Origin of the sequence: Mycobacterium sp. MS1601 (assembly GCF_001984215.1) — a bacterium.
Taxonomy (GTDB): Bacteria; Actinomycetota; Actinomycetes; order Mycobacteriales; family Mycobacteriaceae; genus Mycobacterium.
In genome coordinates this window covers 2,297,579-2,313,641 of sequence record NZ_CP019420.1, presented here as the reverse complement: position 1 = coordinate 2,313,641, position 16,063 = coordinate 2,297,579, and the positions used below count along the sequence as shown (strand labels likewise).

19 protein-coding genes are annotated in these 16,063 nt (G+C 67.6%); 7 read left to right on the top strand and 12 right to left on the bottom strand.

What is annotated here, in order from left to right; translation table 11 throughout:
* Positions 1-23: 23 nt before the first annotated feature.
* The 4 genes from BVC93_RS11280 to BVC93_RS33540 all read right to left on the bottom strand — a co-directional run bounded on the left by BVC93_RS11280 (position 24) and on the right by BVC93_RS33540 (position 2,698).
* The gene (locus BVC93_RS11280) at positions 24-422 is read right to left on the bottom strand and encodes a helix-turn-helix transcriptional regulator (protein ID WP_083737238.1); all 399 of its coding nucleotides are present in this window, start codon (positions 420-422) and stop codon (positions 24-26) included.
* 602 nt (positions 423-1,024) lie between these two features.
* Entirely contained in the window at positions 1,025-1,558 is a 534-nt protein-coding gene (locus BVC93_RS11275; RefSeq protein WP_083737237.1) for a peptidase, read from the bottom strand.
* Between the two features lie 188 nt (positions 1,559-1,746).
* On the bottom strand, positions 1,747-2,169 hold the full coding sequence (sodN, locus tag BVC93_RS11270; RefSeq protein WP_083737236.1) for a superoxide dismutase, Ni: 423 nt from the start codon (positions 2,167-2,169) through the stop codon (positions 1,747-1,749).
* Positions 2,170-2,539: 370 nt separating this feature from the next.
* Positions 2,540-2,698: a hypothetical protein gene (locus BVC93_RS33540; protein WP_192860260.1), complete on the bottom strand. Its 159-nt coding sequence runs from the start codon at positions 2,696-2,698 to the stop codon at positions 2,540-2,542.
* A gap of 399 nt (positions 2,699-3,097) precedes the next feature.
* On the opposite strand from BVC93_RS33540, the gene BVC93_RS11260 reads away from it, so the two are divergent.
* The 3 genes from BVC93_RS11260 (at position 3,098) to BVC93_RS11250 (ending at position 5,382) form a co-directional block, all read left to right on the top strand.
* Entirely contained in the window at positions 3,098-3,436 is a 339-nt protein-coding gene (locus BVC93_RS11260) for a rhodanese-like domain-containing protein (RefSeq protein ID WP_083737235.1), read from the top strand.
* 67 nt (positions 3,437-3,503) lie between these two features.
* Positions 3,504-4,538, top strand: coding sequence for a DUF4328 domain-containing protein (locus tag BVC93_RS11255; protein WP_083737234.1), 1,035 nt, complete (start codon positions 3,504-3,506; stop codon positions 4,536-4,538).
* Positions 4,539-4,542: 4 nt separating this feature from the next.
* On the top strand, positions 4,543-5,382 hold the full coding sequence (locus BVC93_RS11250) for a glycerophosphodiester phosphodiesterase (RefSeq protein WP_083737233.1): 840 nt from the start codon (positions 4,543-4,545) through the stop codon (positions 5,380-5,382).
* On the opposite strand, the gene BVC93_RS11245 is transcribed toward BVC93_RS11250, so the two are convergent.
* The 4 genes from BVC93_RS11245 to BVC93_RS11230 form a co-directional block, all read right to left on the bottom strand.
* The gene (locus BVC93_RS11245; RefSeq protein WP_083737232.1) at positions 5,383-5,928 is read right to left on the bottom strand and encodes a ferritin; all 546 of its coding nucleotides are present in this window, start codon (positions 5,926-5,928) and stop codon (positions 5,383-5,385) included. It abuts the gene before it with no gap.
* Between the two features lie 134 nt (positions 5,929-6,062).
* Entirely contained in the window at positions 6,063-7,262 is a 1,200-nt protein-coding gene (locus tag BVC93_RS11240) for an LCP family protein (RefSeq protein WP_442929042.1), read from the bottom strand.
* A 4-nt stretch (positions 7,263-7,266) separates the two neighbouring features.
* Entirely contained in the window at positions 7,267-8,046 is a 780-nt protein-coding gene (locus BVC93_RS11235) for a CPBP family intramembrane glutamic endopeptidase (protein WP_083737230.1), read from the bottom strand.
* Positions 8,047-8,070: 24 nt separating this feature from the next.
* Positions 8,071-8,841, bottom strand: coding sequence for a DUF2470 domain-containing protein (locus tag BVC93_RS11230; RefSeq protein WP_083737229.1), 771 nt, complete (start codon positions 8,839-8,841; stop codon positions 8,071-8,073).
* Between the two features lie 212 nt (positions 8,842-9,053).
* Here BVC93_RS11230 and pheA point away from each other — a divergent pair, with 212 nt between their 5' ends.
* Together pheA and BVC93_RS11220 are read left to right on the top strand one after the other, a co-directional pair.
* Positions 9,054-9,911, top strand: coding sequence for a prephenate dehydratase (gene pheA / locus BVC93_RS11225; RefSeq protein WP_442929078.1), 858 nt, complete (start codon positions 9,054-9,056; stop codon positions 9,909-9,911).
* On the top strand, positions 9,908-10,594 hold the full coding sequence (locus BVC93_RS11220) for a histidine phosphatase family protein (RefSeq protein WP_083737227.1): 687 nt from the start codon (positions 9,908-9,910) through the stop codon (positions 10,592-10,594). The genes pheA and BVC93_RS11220 overlap by 4 nt, the downstream gene beginning before the upstream one ends.
* Here the strand turns inward: BVC93_RS11220 and BVC93_RS33535 are convergent.
* The 3 genes from BVC93_RS33535 to BVC93_RS11210 are packed head-to-tail and all read right to left on the bottom strand — an operon-like array spanning position 10,558 to position 12,533.
* Positions 10,558-10,731 carry a hypothetical protein gene (locus BVC93_RS33535; RefSeq protein ID WP_192860259.1) on the bottom strand — a complete coding sequence of 58 codons (174 nt, stop codon included), beginning with the start codon at positions 10,729-10,731 and terminating at the stop codon, positions 10,558-10,560. The two genes, BVC93_RS11220 and BVC93_RS33535, sit on opposite strands and share 37 nt — an antisense overlap.
* A 47-nt stretch (positions 10,732-10,778) precedes the next feature.
* The gene (locus tag BVC93_RS11215; RefSeq protein WP_083737226.1) at positions 10,779-11,129 is read right to left on the bottom strand and encodes a metallopeptidase family protein; all 351 of its coding nucleotides are present in this window, start codon (positions 11,127-11,129) and stop codon (positions 10,779-10,781) included.
* Between the two features lie 3 nt (positions 11,130-11,132).
* On the bottom strand, positions 11,133-12,533 hold the full coding sequence (locus BVC93_RS11210) for a septum formation family protein (RefSeq protein WP_083737225.1): 1,401 nt from the start codon (positions 12,531-12,533) through the stop codon (positions 11,133-11,135).
* A gap of 130 nt (positions 12,534-12,663) precedes the next feature.
* On the opposite strand from BVC93_RS11210, the gene serS reads away from it, so the two are divergent.
* Together serS and BVC93_RS11200 are read left to right on the top strand one after the other, a co-directional pair.
* Positions 12,664-13,917 (top strand): serine--tRNA ligase, encoded by a 1,254-nt coding sequence (gene serS, locus BVC93_RS11205; protein ID WP_083737224.1) that lies wholly within the window; start codon positions 12,664-12,666, stop codon positions 13,915-13,917.
* Positions 13,914-14,732, top strand: a complete 819-nt coding sequence (locus BVC93_RS11200) for a DUF5718 family protein (protein ID WP_083737223.1) — start codon at positions 13,914-13,916, stop codon at positions 14,730-14,732. The genes serS and BVC93_RS11200 overlap by 4 nt, the downstream gene beginning before the upstream one ends.
* 4 nt (positions 14,733-14,736) lie before the next feature.
* Here BVC93_RS11200 and BVC93_RS34530 read toward each other — a convergent pair whose 3' ends face one another.
* Positions 14,737-16,008: a hypothetical protein gene (locus tag BVC93_RS34530; protein ID WP_083737222.1), complete on the bottom strand. Its 1,272-nt coding sequence runs from the start codon at positions 16,006-16,008 to the stop codon at positions 14,737-14,739.
* Positions 16,009-16,063 lie beyond the last annotated feature (55 nt).

Here is a 16,063-nt window from a genome sequence, read left to right as displayed (position 1 = left end):
GTCGCCGCATCGGCGACCTGGAGCTAGTCGTCCAGGTGCTCTTTGCGGCGCAGTTCCTCGGCCTTGAGGACGAGATCCTGCTGGGCTTCCGCCGACAGGCCCACCGTGCGAGCGGCGATCCGGCGGACGCCCTCGTCACGCATGTTCGCCAACCACGTGAGCTCCTTGTCGAGCTTCTCGTAGTACTCGTCGTCGGTGAAGTAGGCGGGCTTGATGCGGAAGAAATTGGCAAGGGCCGTCATCGTTGCGGCGGAAGGGTTGGTGCGGTTGCCGGAGCGCAGCTGAGACAGGTAGGGCGCCGACATGGTGACACCCTCCGCCTTGAGCGCGCCGATCACTTCCGCCGACGTATGCGGTCCGCGACCCGGCGGGTACACCGTGTCAAACAGGCGATTCAATCGCGCAGCGAACGTCGTGCTCATCTTTAGGACCTCCACAGGTGGACATCGCGTTATATCCGTGGCCGTATTTGCTGATCATCGTAGCGAGAGTTCTGACAACAACCAAGTGCAAACGCCTGACAAATTAACGCGTGTACTGACAGGTTAGCGCGGTAGGAGGGCTTCCGAAGCGCTGATCAGGGCATCGTTAGTGATTTGAAGCGCAGGACAATAGTGCAGCGGCCGAAAAATCCCAGCTGGGTTCGCCCACCGCGGAAACGCTGCCATCGGAGGGTGGCAGATGAAACCTGTGCGTTACTGGGCAACCGTTCCTGAGCGTGAGCTGAGCTGAATGCAGATTTGCTGCCGCGAAAAGCCACTACGCGATCCGCATCATCCTGGCATGTTGGCGTTCGCTTTGGGGCTCTGGCATGTCGTTTACCGGCGGTAATGATCTCCAGTCGCCACCCCGGATTCCGTCATCGGCGAGTGGCCGACACCCCCGGCCGTCGACAGTTCTCAGCGTGAGGCGCAGGGTGGTTGCGCAGCCGCCGGGGCGAGATAGCCAGAGGTGCGTGGGACACTCCCCCGGGTCGGCAACGTGATCATTGCCACAAGACTGAGTCTCGATGCGTGCTGCTGATTCAGGCGGCGAGCAGCATTGCCAGAATCGCAGTGTCGGGATGACTGATCGGGTCGACGCCCACTCGACTCACCATGGAGGTGACAGTGCCGTCGGACTCGGCCTCCACCCAGGCGGCACGATGCTCGAGGCCGAGGTGGGGCAGGCCGGGCAGGAGGACGCAGCCCGAGGCGGCCCCACTGCACTCCGGCAGCGACGGCGTGGTCTCCGACGGGGGGTGCAGCATCATCAGGGCCGGCGGATTCTGGTCCGCGAAGTACCCAGGGGCAATGGCGGACTCGCCCACCACGGTGCCCTCGGCCAACACCAGGCCGACCGTGCCGGGGGCGGGTGCGTCGGGAAGCTCTTCGCGCACGCCGAAAATGGTTGTGGTGGAGAGTAATCCGGGCCAGGAGGCAACGCGGACGGCGACCATCAGCAGTTGCGCCCATTCTTTTGTGGAATCTGGCCACCGGCCGGAGACCACAAAACCCTTCAGGGCGCCACCGGAATGAAAGGGGGCGAGTTCGATGGCTCGTCCGGACCCTGGTTCCATGTGCCCTCCGCAACTACTCGGTTCGGACAGTGCCGCGCGACACGACTGCGGGTCGGTCCGAACAGGATGAGCCACTTACCCGTTGGCAGGCAAGAGGACACGAGTGCTAACGGCAAACGAGCATCGGATGAACAACGGGGCGCCACGCAGTGCGTGACGCCCCGTTGGGTGAACTCAGCAGTACGAGATCAGGCGGGCGGGTACACGCCCATGCCCTTGGCCTTCTCGGTCTGCCAGAAGATGTCGGCGATCTCGTCGATGGTGGCCAGGAGCTTCTCGGCAACGGCCACGTCGAGCGACTTCTTGACGTCGCCTGCACCGTGCACGCCGTCCCAGAACAGCTGGTGCAGGTTGGGGAACTGCTCGAAGTGGTCCTTGGTGAAGAAGTCGGCCCACAGCACCATCAGGTGATGCTTGACCTCTTCGGCGCGCTGCTCCTTGATCAGGATGGCGCGGGTCTTGAAGTGCTCGTCATCGGAATCGTGGTACTTCTGCAGGGTCTTGAGGCACGACAGCGCCTCGATCTTCGCCTGGGCGGGATCGTAGACACCGCAGTACAGGTCGCAGTGAGCGTGGGCAGGGGTGGCGTTGGTGAAAAGTCGAAGCAGCATGCACTCAAACCTACCCCCGGCACCCCGACCCGAAAACCTAGGCTGTCCCCTGTGACCCGGCGGAAAGCGCAGCGGCGCTGGCCGGTACGCCGGTTCCTCATCGTCGAGAACTCGATGCAGCCGTCGTTGGCGCCGGGTGACGGTGTACTGGCGCTTCGGGGCGGGGCCGCGCGGACGGGCCAGGTGAGGGTCTTCCCGGATCCCCGGGTGCCGTCGCGCTGGTTGGTCAAACGTGTCGGGACTGTTTACGGATCCGGGCGCCGGGCAGCATTCGAAGCGGTGTCGGACAATGCCCGCGCACCGGGAGTGGTCGATTCCAGGCAGTTCGGTCCGGTTGAGGTGGCCGGGTCCTACCGGGTGGTGTGGACGGTCAGGTCAGGACAACCAGGACCAGGACGGCGAGCAGAACCAGGGCGATGACGCCGGCGCGCATGGCGGCCAGAAGATACGAGCGGTTGCAGGTCGACGACGGCGCGTACCAGTGCTTCGGCTGACCCGCCGACTGGGACCCGATAGGTTGAGCCGCCATCACAGACACCTGACCTGCACCATCGATACTGCCCCAGTGAGATGAATCACAGAAACCTTCCTGTGACGGCGATCATAGCTCGCCTCGTACCACGAGGAAAACTGAGCATAGCCCCTGATGTGTGCGCTGCGAAAACGTGCGTTTATGCGCAAGCCGCCGCGATATTTGTCCGCACAAATGGTGGGTGTTCGCCGCGGGCTGTTGATCATCTTCCGGGTGCAGCCGGCGCTATCCACAGCCGGTGACGGTGTGGCCACCGAATGCCGAGCACAGCCGCTTGGACAGCGGTCGGCAGGCTGTGGATAAAGCTGTGGAAACTGTGGATAGTCAGCGATTGCTGTTTCAGCGTCACCGTTCCGGAGATGGCTGTGGACGTCCGACGCATGACAGGATGGCGGGATGGACGACTCGGTTCCTCAGGTGGACGTCCCCGGGCTTCCCGCCGAATTCGGTGCTGACGCGATCCTGCTCGACGTCCGCGAAGACGACGAGTGGCAACGCGGACACGCCCCCGGTGCCCAACACATCCCGATGGGCGACGTCCCGGCTCGAATTCATGAGATCGACGTGGACAAAGAGCTCTACGTCATCTGCCATGCCGGTGGGCGATCACAGCGGGTGGCCCAGTATCTGCTGCGCGAAGGCTACGAGCCGAGGAACGTCAGCGGCGGCATGCTCGCGTGGACCGGAGCGGGTCGACCCGTGGTCACCGACGACGGTGGCCCCGGCAGCGTCTGATCCTGCTGGCCCGGCTGGTCGCCGATCAGCCCGGCCGGTCGCCGATCAGCGCGGTTAGGCTGGACGGGTGATCCAGGTGTGTTCCATGTGCGGCACCCGCTGGAACGTGCGCGACAAGCAACGCCAGTGGTGCCCGAGATGCCAGGGTGCGCTGCTGCCGCCGGCAGCCATGGCGCAACCGGGTGCACCGCAGCAGTCGGGTTGGCACCGACCACCCGATGCCCCCAATTCGGGGCATCGGCTGCCGTCGGGATACCGCTGGATCGCCGTCCGCCCCGGGGCCGCGCCCACGGCGCCGCGACAGCGCAGGCAGTTGGGTCCCACCCCGCGTTACGAGATGATCCCGCGGTGGGGACTGCTGGATCCGATCGCCCAGGTGAGCGCCCCCACCGAAACTGCCCGTAGCGGACCCTCGGCCCGGTTCGCCCGAGTCACCCTGTACACCACAGTCGGCGTGATGCTGGCCGCGGCATTGGTGCACGCCATTCGTTACCTTCTGCTGATTATCAACCGCACCGCCCTGCTCCCGCCTCCGGTGGCCTGGACGGCGGTGTGGCTGGGTGTGTTGCTCAGCACGGCTGTGCTGTTCGCCGTGATCGGCAGTGCCGTCGTGATGACGGGATGGTTGATCCGACGGCGCGCCGCCGTGTACGCCCACCACGGCCACGAGGATCCGCGCTCGTCCAGGGCGCTGTGGTTGGGCTGCCTGACGCCGGTGGTGAACCTGGTGTGGGCTCCGGTGTTCGTGATCGAAATGGCCACTGCCGAGGACGTCTATCCCAGGATGCGCAAGCCCATCCTGGTCTGGTGGGTGCTGTGGGTGTTGTCCACCGGGGTGTCGACGTTCGCCATCGCCACCAGCTTCACCAGCGATGCGCAGGGGATCGCGGACAACACGGTGACAGCCACCATCGCCTATCTGCTGGGCGCGGCCACCGTGGCCGCACTGGCGCGGGTGTACTTCGGGTTCGAACGCAAGCCGGTGGAGCGCCCCGCGCATCGCTGGGTGATGGTCGCCGCCGAATCGCAACCCGCTGACCAGGGCCGTCGCGACGAATCGGACACTGCGGTTGAGCCGAGCGGGCAGGAGCCTGCAGCATAGCGATATGAGGTCGGGCGACGATGCGCACCGGGAAGGCCATGAGGGGCACCCGTTCGTCGTGGCTCACCGAGGGGCATCCGCCGACCGGCCGGAGCACACGTTGGCTGCATACGAGCTGGCTCTGCAGGAAGGGGCCGACGGCGTCGAGTGTGACGTCCGCCTGACCCAGGACGGGCATCTGGTGTGTGTGCACGACCGCCGGATCGACCGCACCTCCAGTGGCACCGGGTTGGTCAGCGAGATGACGTTGGCCCAGCTGCGCGACCTCGACTACGGCGCGTGGCACGGCAGTTGGCGTCCTGACGGCAGCCTCGGCGACACCGGGCTGTTGACGCTCGACGATCTGGTCTCGTTGGTGCTCGACTGGAACCGGCCGGTGAAGCTCTTCATCGAGACCAAACACCCGGTGCGGTACGGGGCGCTGGTGGAGAGCAAGGTGCTGGCGTTGTTGCACCGCTACGGCATCGCGTCGCCGGCCTCCGCTGACCGGTCACGCGCGGTGGTGATGTCGTTCTCGGCGGCCGCGGTGTGGCGGATCCGACGCGCCGCGCCCCTGTTGCCCACAGTCCTGCTGGGCGAGACGTCGAGGTATCTGGGTGGCAGCGCGGCCACGACGGTGGGTGCGACCGCCGTGGGGCCGTCCATCACCACCTTGCGTGAGCATCCCGAACTGGTGGACCGGGCGGCCGCGCAGGGGCGGGCGCTGTACTGCTGGACCGTTGACCACTACGAGGACGTGGAATTCTGCCGCGACGTCGGGGTGGCCTGGGTTGCGACCAACCACCCCGGCCGCACCAAGTCCTGGCTGCAGGACGGGCTGACCGGGGCGGGTCGCGACAGCTAGTTAGAGAGATCCGCCGGCTGCGGCGGGAGCGGTGGCGTCGGCGCCCTCGACGGACATCTCCCGGGCCACGAAGTCCTCGAGGTGGAACAGGTTGTCACCGGCGCGGTCGGCGATCCGCAGCAACGTCGACATGGACGCCACCTCTTCGACCTGCTCTTTGAGGAACCACTGCATGAACTGCTCTCCCAGGTAGTCGCCTTCATCACGCGCGACGGCCGCCAGAGTGGTGATCTGCTCGGTGACTGTGCGCTCCTGACCCAGCGCCATCTCCAGCGCGGCGCGGGGAGTGGCGAAGTCATTGCGGACGGCGTCGATGCCGGGGATCTCGGCGTGGATACCGCGGTCCAGCAGGTAGCGCACCAGCATCATGGCGTGGTTGCGCTCCTCGACGGCCTGGCGGTAGAAGTGCTTGGCCAGCTGCGGGAGGTCGGAGTCATCGAAGTACACCGCCACGGCGATGTATTGCTGCGAAGCGGTGAATTCGTTACGGATCTGGTCGGAAAGCAGTCCGTTGAATTTCGTGTGCTGCGCGTCAGTTGAAGTCATGGCGCCCACAATAGTGCAGGTCAGCGCGATATTCATCCAAGGTTCACCTTACCGATGCAAGGCTTTCCTAAGTTATCCGGACCTAAGTCCGTGACGGGTTTCACTCTCCAGAAATGTTTGCTCCAAGACGTGTGTCAAGGCTGTGCGTCCAGTGCGGACTGTGGTAGCGCAGCATCGGAGGCCAACGCATCGAACAGTTCGGGAGCAGCCGTCTGGTCCCAGATCACCACGTCGCCCGAGCCGTTGGAGGTGTACTCGCCGATGGGCACCGTCAAGGCGGTGGTCTGACCGCGCAGCGCCCACCCGAGCCGGGCCAGGTCCCACACGTGGTCCCCGTCGTCGACGGTCAACGCGTCCACCGCGGCGTTGGGCACGGCGTACCAACGCCACGGGTTGAGCCACACCGCGGGTGCGGCGGCCCGGTGGAGCAGGGCGGACATGAACTCCCGCTGATTGGTCATCCGGTCCAGGTCCGCGCGTGGTGTGGCGCGGCTGCGGACGTACCCCAGCGCCTGGGCGCCGTCGAGAGACTGACAACCCGCGGGGAGGTCGATGCCGGCCAGCGGGTCGTTGATCGGATCCGTGGGGCACACCGTCACGTCGCCGAGTGCGTCCACCACGTCGGCGAAACCGTTGAACCCCACCTCGGCGTAGTGGTCGACGTGCAGACCGGTGGCCTGCTCGACGGTCTGCGCCAGCAACTGGGGACCGCCGACCGCGAACGCCGCGTTGATCTTGTCGCTGCCGTACCCAGGAATGTCGACGTAGGAGTCGCGGGGAAGGGACACCATGGTGGTCGGCGCGCTGGATCCCAGGCCGGGAATGTGCACCAGCATGATGGTGTCCGTGCGGCCGTTGCCGACGTCGCCGCCGGTGGCGAGGGTGGCCTGCTGTTCCGGTGACAGATCGGCGCGGCTGTCGGAGCCCACGAGCAGCCAATTGGTGCCGCGACCGGAGGCGGGTCGTTCCGGGTAGTCGGTCAGCGCTGTGATGCGGTGCAACGAGGTCTCCGCCCAGAAGCCGATACCCACCACCGCGACGACAGCCACCAGGATCAGGGCGAGCAGCAGCCGCAGCACCGGGATGCGTCTGCGCTTCTTCTTGGTCGGGGGTGGTTGCGGCGGCGGGGCGGCGACCCTCGGCGGTGGGGGAGGCGGGCGCCGGGGTGGTGGGGGCGGCGGAGGTCGTCGCCGCTGCGGCGGTGGAGGTTGGGCAGCCGGTCGGTAGGCCGGGTCACGGCGGATCACCTGCGACGGCTCCCGCACTGGCGGCAACTGCTGTGGATGCGGCCGGCGCGGCGGCATCGGGGGTGGCGGCCGCCGGTCGTCGTTCACTCGATCAATTTACGCGCTCGGGGGCCAGCCATCCCAGATGCTGAGCCAGCAGCGCGTAGCCGACGAACGCGACGACGTCGATCACGCCGTGCGCGATGATCAGCGGCCACAGCCGGCCCCAGCGACGGTACGCCGTCCCGAACACCAGGCCCATGATGAAGTTGCCGACGCCTGCGCCGAACCCCTGGTAGAGGTGGTAGGCGCCGCGGAGCAGACTCGTGGCGACCACGGCCTTGACGGGGTTGATGCCCAGCTGATCGAAGCGGTTGAGCAGGTATCCGACCACGATCACCTCTTCGGCCCAGCCATTGGCGAAGGCGGCGGCGATCAACACCGGAATCCGCCACCAGGTGTCCGACAGTTCCGTCGGCACCACCTCGGCGCTGAACCCCAGGGCGCGGGCAGCGACGTACAGCCCCAGGCCGGGGATGCCGATCAGGGCCGCCAGTCCGAGGCCGCCCAGCAGGTCGGGGCGCAGCCGGAACCGGCCGATGCCGATGCGGGTCAGGGTGAAACCACTGCGCCACAACAGGTACACCGCCAACGCGCCCCAGGCCACCAGCTGGGTGACCGACGCCAGGTTCAAGGCCAGGTCGATCAGGTCGAAGTATGAGCGCCGGGGGTTGAGGGCCACGGACTGGTCGGCCAGGCCGCGCAGCACAAAATCGGTGAGTCGCAGGGTCGCGGTGATGGCGCTGAGACCGAATGTGACGGCCAGGACGACGACGATCTCGATCTTGATGGCCCGCCGTTCAGGCGCGGGCAGTTGGCCGGGTTCGGTCACCCCGTCACGGTAACCGCGGTTATGTCAGAACTGGCGGGCGCGCAGGCCGTTGACGAAGGGGCAGCCCATCAGCACCCGGATGGCCTGGCTGAGTGCGTTCACGTCGTCGACCGGCTTGGGGAACGGCAAGCGCACGTCGTGGTCGCCGTCGTCGCCCTCGACCCGCAGACGGACGCCGTAGCGGTCCAGTCCTAGGGGGCGGACCCGGCCGCGGCGCATCGGTCCGGGCAGCCTGGTGGCCAGCCGTGCCACCACGTCACGGTGATCGTTGTCGATGTGGCGCAGCCAGCATGTCTCCATGACGCAGAACGGGTCGGGCTCGGCCTCGAGCAGGGTGCCCACCCCGACGGACTCGGCGCCCGTGGAATCGGCGACCACCACGGACTCGACTTCGAGGCGTAGCAGGGTGAAATCGGTGCCCACCTGCAGCAGCACCGGATTGGGATCCTCGGAGGCGATCAGATCGAGGGTCGCGCGCACGGCCACGTCGGGGACGCGCACCAGACGCCCACGGATCCACACCAGTGACCGGACGGGTTCGCGCAGCGGCAGCGGGGCGTAGTCGGTGAGTTCCAGGACTGCTTGCACCCCGCCGATGCCGGCGTTGAGGATCTTGGCAGCGGCCATGCTCGTGGTGGGAACGATGGTGGCGAACGAGCCGTCGGCCATCAGGTGGTGCACCGGGGTGGACTCGGGCTCGATGCCTTCGAGGGCCAGCAGCGCACTTCCGGCCCGCACGCAAGCGCTTCTGATGCGTTCGGCGGTGCTGGGGCCAGGAATTGTTGCTGCGGTCATCGGGCGCCTTTCGGTGCTGATCTCGAACTGAGGTAAGCCTAACTTAACTAGCGATCTGGGAGCGTCGCAAGTCCTACCCGACTGCCCACGCGTACCGGAGGTCCTTCGCGTGCTCGGCTCTGGCGGCCTCGGACTCCGGTTAGGGTTGCGGGGTGGTCGGCATCGCTTACCTGGGTCCGCAGGGGACGTTCTCCCAGGCGGCGCTCAACCAGATGACAGCCTCGGGGCTGGTCCCCGAAGGTCACGCGGTCGCGGCTCTGCCCACAGACAGCACTCCCGCCGCCCTCGAGGCGGTGCGCCGCGGGGATGCGACCTACGCCTGCGTTCCCATCGAGAACTCCATCGAGGGCTCGGTGTTGCCCACCCTCGACGCACTGGCCATCGGCTCACCGCTGCAGGTGTACGCCGAACTCACCCTCGACGTGGCGTTCAGCATTGTCGTGCCCCCCGGCACGGACGCCGCGGCGGTGCGCACCGTGGCCGCGTTCCCGGTGGCGGCCGCCCAGGTGCGACGCTGGCTTGCCGAACATCTCCCGCAGGCCACAGTGGTGCCCGCAATCTCCAATGCCGGTGCCGCAGAAGATGTTTCGCAGGGTCGGGTGGATGCGGGTGTCAGCACCGCGCTGGCGGCCGAGCTCTACGAATTGCACACCCTGGCCGACGCAGTGGTGGACGAGGCCAACGCCCGCACCCGATTTGTGCTCGTCGGTAGACCCGGGCGCCCGCCGGCTCGCACCGGCGCCGACCGCACCTCGGTGGTGCTGAGACTGGAGAACGTGCCAGGAGCGCTGGTGAGCGCGCTGTTGGAGTTCGGCATCCGCGATATCGACCTCACCCGGATCGAGTCTCGGCCCACCCGCGTCGAACTCGGGACCTACGTCTTCTTCCTCGACTGTGTGGGGCACATCGAAGATTCCGCCGTCGCCGAGGCACTCACAGCGCTGCACCGACGTTGTGCCGATGTGCGATATCTCGGATCTTGGCCGACCGGCTCGGCTGCAGGAGCCCTTCCGCCCCAACTCGACGAAGCCAGCACCTGGCTCGAACAGCTCCGGGAGGGAAAGTCATGAGTGGACGGCTGATCCTGCTTCGGCACGGCCAGACCTACGGCAACGTCGAGAAGCGCCTGGACACCCGGCCTCCCGGAGCTGAACTGACCCCGCTGGGGCGCGACCAGGCGCGGGCTTTCGCCCGAGGCAGGCAGGACCCGCCGGGCCTGCTGGCCCACTCCGTTGCCATCCGGGCACGCCAGACCGCGGGGGAGGCCGGCGAGCTGTTGCGCGTGGCACCGCAGGAGTTCGACGGCCTGCACGAGGTGCAGGTGGGTGAGCTGGAGAACCGCAACGATGACGAGGCCATCAAGGAGTTCGGCCAGATCTACCAGCGCTGGCATGAAGGTGATTTGGACGCCGCGATGCCGGGCGGCGAGAGCGGCAACGACGTCCTGGCCCGATACTTGCCGGTGGTGACGGATCTGCGATTGCGTTACCTCGATGACCATGACTGGACCGACGACATCGTGGTGGTCAGCCACGGTGCCGCGATCCGGCTGGTGGGTGCCGTGCTGTCCGGCGTCGACGGCGGCTTCGCCCTGGACAACCACCTGGCCAATACCGAATCAGTGGTACTGGCCCCCATCACCGACGGCCGGTGGAGCTGCTTGCAGTGGGGAGCGTTGACCCCGCCGTTCTATCCCGAACCAGAGGTGGATGCGGTTCAGGAAGCGCGCACGTCCGTCGACCCGATGGGCTGAGCGCACTCACACCCCACCGCTTCGCAGTCGACGACGAACACGTGGGCCATCAGTTCGGGTGTGGTGCAGTGCTCGTCGGTGCAGTCCGCGCGAAGCAGTGCGTGCACGATCAACGTGCCGGTGCAGTCTGCTTCCATCCCCCGTTCCTACCACCGTGGCCCGACATTGCGGGTGCGGCGCGCCTTCAGGCCCAGCCGAGTTGGTGCAACCGCTCGTCGTCGATGCCGAAGTGGTGCGCGATTTCGTGAATCACGGTGATGGCCACCTCGTCGACCACCTGCTGCTCGCTGTCGCACATCTGCAGCAGGGCACCCCGGTAGATGGTGATGGTGTCGGGCAGCGACCCGGCGTAGAACGAGTCCCGCTCGGTCAGCGCGACGCCTTCGTAGAGGCCCAGCAGGTCGGGCTCCTCCAGGTTGCGGTCCTCCACCAGCACCACGACGTTGTCGAAGGCTGCGGCCAGTTCCGCCGGAATGAGGTCGAGTGCGTCGGAGACCAACTCTTCGAACCTCTTCCGGCTCATCCGGACTGGCACGGGTCAGGCCGGGGGCGGCAGTACCGGAGCCGGAACGGGTTCCACCGGAGCAGCCGGGGGCGGCGGTGCGAACGGATCCGGCGCGGGCGCGGGCGCGGGCACCGGGGCGGCCGGAGGCGGCACCGCTTCCGGTGCGGGTGCGGGGGCATCCGGCGGAGGCGGGTTGAACACGTTGCCCGTCGTGGGCGGCGGGGCGACGGTCTCGGTGGTCTGACCCGGCATGTGCTGGTTGGGGTCACGTTCGGTGGTCGTCGTGCTCGAATCGGAACCCGAGTAGGAGCCGGAGGTGTCCGGGTAGTACTCCTGCGTCGGCTCGCTGTATTCGATGGGCGGCAGGTTCAGCCGCTCCGCCGGAATGTCCGGCGGGGGCACCGGCGGCTGTCCGTTGATCATCAACGGACCCTTGGCGCTGTTGAGCAAGGTGGCCCAGCCGCCGTTGCCCAGGGTGGCCCCGACGCTGCAGGACACCTGGTGGCTGCCCGCGGTCCAGCTCGGCAGCGAGATGGTGCTGTAGATCAGCGTCAGCGTGGTGGTGCGCAGCTCGATCGGCGCCAGGTAGGCGTCGGTCAAGGCCGTGCACGTTTCCTTGATGAACGCGTCCTGATCGGCTTCCGGCGGTAGTTCGGGCCCCGGGAACCTCTCGGCCAGGTTCACCGATCCGGTGATCTCCATGGCATGCGGTGCCGCGCAATCCACCGGGATGTCGGTGGGCTGGTTGCTGGCCGGGTCGATGCCAAGGCACGTGCCCGCCGGCCACACCTTGGACTGGTCCACTTCGGCGACCTTGCCCTGGAAGGCCAGCTGCTGGTTGTCGGGGCCCGGCAACTGCAGACCGCACAGCATCCGCCGCTCGCCGGACTGGCGCCAGGCCTTGTCGCCGGACCACAGCATGCCGATGGTGAACCGGCTGTTGGGATCGAACCGCGGACCGAGGTAGCGGCGCACCGCGACCTGGCACTGTTCCTGGCTGATCTGCTGGATGCGGGCGGGTGACGGCGGGGCGGCATCCGGGCCGTACTCGGTGCCGGGGAAGGTGCTCATGTCCACCGACTCGGCAACCTCGAAGCGGTGCTCGTCGGCGCAGTCGACCACCTCCGCGTCGTCGGGAGTGGCGTTCGGCCAGTTCAGGCAGTTACCCGGGGTGGCCTCGCTGAACGTCTCGGACCCCTTGGAGCCGGCGATCGGGATGATGTCGGTGTTCAGGTAGCCCACCAGGCCGTTGTTGGACCCGGTCAGGGGCAGCACGGTGATCAGGCCGGCGATGAGCAGCCCACCGAGCGCGGTCAGCAGCAGGGCACGCCGGGTGGCTCTGGCCTGGAACGTGCGCAACCAGTCGAACCGCTTGCCTTTGGGCTGCTCAGGCGCCGTTTCCTGCGCCTCGGGGAGTTCGGACATCCGCTCCATTGTGACAGGCGTGTCGGGTGCTGTGACAAGTGATGCGAATGTAACGTTATGTGGTTGTGTCGCAGCGAACGGGACCGTAGGCCCCCCTCGCCATGACTGCGCCTCCGAGACAAAAGTAGGGTTGGCGGGCGTGATCGACCTGAAGCTGCTGCGCGACGACCCGGATCGCGTTCGCCGTTCCCAGACCAGCCGCGGTGAGGATCCCGCGCTGGTCGATGCGCTACTGGCCGCGGATGCCTCGCGGCGCTCCGCCATCTCTGCCGCCGACAGTCTGCGAGCCGAGCAGAAGTCCGTGAGCAAACAGGTCGGCGCTGCCTCGCCCGAGGATCGGCCGGCCGTGCTGGCGCGTGCCAAGGAACTGGCGGCGCAGGTGAAATCGGCCGAAGCGGAGCAGGGCGAGGCCGAAAAGGCTTTTGTTGCCGCCCACATGGCCATCTCCAATGTCGTGATCGACGGGGTGCCCGCCGGCGGCGAGGACGACTTCGTGGTGCTCGACACCGTCGGCACACCGCCGAGCATCGAGAACCCGAAGGATCATCTGGAACTCGGCGAAACTCTCGGGTTGCTCGACATGGAGCGCGGCGCGAAGGTCTCGGGCTCGCGGTTCTACTTCCTGACCGGCCAGGGCGCTCTTCTGCAGTTGGGGCTGTTGCAGTTGGCCGTGCGACTGGCCACCAACGCCGGGTTCACCCTGATGATCCCTCCGGTGCTCGTACGGCCCGAGGTGATGCGCGGCACCGGTTTCCTGGGCGCCCACGCCGACGAGATCTACCACCTCCCGGACGACGACCTCTACCTCGTGGGGACCTCGGAGGTGCCGCTGGCGGGTTACCACTCCGACGAGATCCTGGACCTGTCCAACGGACCGCTGCGCTACGCCGGGTGGTCCTCGTGCTTCCGCCGCGAGGCGGGCAGCTACGGCAAGGACACCCGCGGCATCATCCGGGTGCACCAGTTCGACAAGGTGGAGGCCTTCGTCTACTGCGAACCGGCCGAGGCCGAGGCCGAGCACCAGCGCCTGCTCGGATGGCAGCGCGAGATGCTTGCGCTGATCGAGGTGCCCTACCGCGTGATCGACGTGGCCGCAGGCGATCTCGGTTCGTCGGCAGCACGCAAGTTCGACTGTGAAGCATGGGTGCCCACCCAGCAGACCTACCGTGAGCTGACGTCCACGTCGAACTGCTCGACATTTCAGGCGCGCCGGCTGTCGACCCGCTACCGCGACCAGAACGGCAAGCCGCAGATCGCGGCCACCCTCAACGGCACTCTGGCCACCACCCGCTGGCTGGTGGCGATCCTGGAGAACCACCAACAGCCCGACGGCAGTGTGCGGGTGCCGGCGGCCTTGGTCCCCTACGTCGGCACGGAGGTACTGACACCATGATCGATCTGGCTCTCGACGACCTGCGTTCCTGGTTCGGTTTCGGAGTGGCGGGTAACTTCGCCGGTCATCTCGAACAGGCCGGTGAGGCAGCGGATTTCGTGAATGTCAGGCCCACGACGGGCGAATCCGGTGAAGCGCCCAAGGGCATCTTCCCCTGGTACGCACCCGGGGTCGACGGCTTCCTGTCGGAGTTCCCACTGTCCAACGACGCGATTGTGCTGCCCGCCAGCGACGAGCCGCTGAACCTGCAGATCGAGCCCGAGGTCGGGTTGGCCTGCCGGGTGGTCTGGGACGGCGACACCGTGGTGACGCTGCAGCCGTTCGCGCTGGGCGCCTTCAACGACTGCTCCATCCGGCGACCCGGTGCTCCCAAGATCAGCCACAAGAAGAACTGGGGTCCGGCATCAAAAGGTGTTGCCGCGACGTTCTTCGACATCAGCGATCTGACCCCGGACGGGCCGACGTCGACTCTGCGGCTGATGTGTCACCTGCGTGACGGCGCCGGTGAGGAGCACGCCTACGGGGTGGACAGCCCGCTGCTGGGCTACTCCTACTACGGCGAAGTGCTGCTGGACTGGATCGTCGAGCGGCTGGCGAACCAGAAGGGCTCACCGGAGACGCCGTTGGAGGACGTCGGTGCGCTGATGGTGGCCGCCGGTCATCCCGAGAACGTGCTGATCGGCATCGGCGCCACCCGATACACCGAACTCGGCGAGTCGACGTTCCTGAAGGTGGGCGACCAGGCCATCGTGCGCGTGTACGACACCGAGTCCGACGCCTGTTCCGAACTGCGCCAAACGGTTTCGTCCAGCTGATTGCTCAGCCGGCACCGCCGTTGGCGGTGCCGTTGGTTCCGTTGCCGCCGGCGTCACCACCGACTGCGCCACCTGTTCCGCCGGTGCCGCCCTGACCGCCCGAGGCCGGACCGCCGGCGAGACTGGTTGCGTCACCGCCGTTGCCACCCTGTCCGCCATTGCCGGCCAGGGCACCGCCGCGTCCACCGCCGCCGCCTTCGCCGCCGATGCTGGGCGCATTGTTGGTGACCGTGTCCCCGCCGCGGCCACCCTTACCGCCGGTGCCGCCGAATGCGGAGTTACCGCCGCGGCCACCTGCACCGCCGATCGAGGCGGAACCGTCACCGTCCACGCCGTCCCAGTTGTTGGAGTTGCCGCCGTCACCCCCGCGACCGCCGTCGCCGACGACGGCGTAGCCACCGCTACCCCCCGCACCGCCGGTGGCGACCACGCCCGGGTTGTTGGCGGCACCGAAGCCGCCCTTGCCGCCCGCACCGGCTTCGCCGAAGGTCGTGTCGCCGCCGTCTCCGCCCGCGCCGCCGGTGCCGTTGCCGTCCTCTGCCACTGCGCGACCACCGGTGCCACCGGCCCCGCCGTCGCCGAACACCCAGCCGCCGCGGCCGCCGTTACCGCCCTTGCCGCCGAGGGCATCCGTGGGCGAATTCACGTCGAGGCCGCCGTCGCCGCCGTTGCCGCCGTCACCGGACAGCAGACCGCCGCGGCCGCCGTCGCCGCCATTGGTGGCCCGGGAGAACCGGGCCTCATGGGTGACGTCGTACCAGGACTCCGCGCCCACCCCGCCGTCACCGCCGTTGCCGATCACCCAGCCGCCGTTGCCACCGCGGCCACCGGCGGTGGCCGCGGACACCACGATGCCGTCGGCGTCGACCACCGCCGCGACACCCGCTCCGCCGTCGCCGCCATTGCCGAACAGGAAGCCACCGTGGCCGCCGTCTCCGCCATTGGCGCCGTTGCCGCCGTTACCCCACAGCAGGCCACCGTTGCCGCCGTTGCAGGCAGAGCCGGTGCAGTCGGTCGCAGCGCTGAGGCCGTTGCCGATCAACCAGCCGCCGTCGCCGATCGCCGGGCGCAGAGTGTAGGCCGCGGTGCCGATCGCCGGGCTGTGGCCGTCCAGCAGGTAGTTCAGTGTCGACTCCGTGGTGGTCAGCCGGATGTCGGCGGTGTGCTGGGGTGACTCGGCCGTGGCGGCAAGGGCGAATGCGCCCATGCCAACCAGTGCGGCGCCGGCAATGCCCGTGGTGACGGCGGGAATCGGGAACGTACGGGCGTTTGCCATAGCAGAGTTTTCCTCGGGTGCGGAGACGGCGCTGAGATGCCACGTGCTGGGTGGC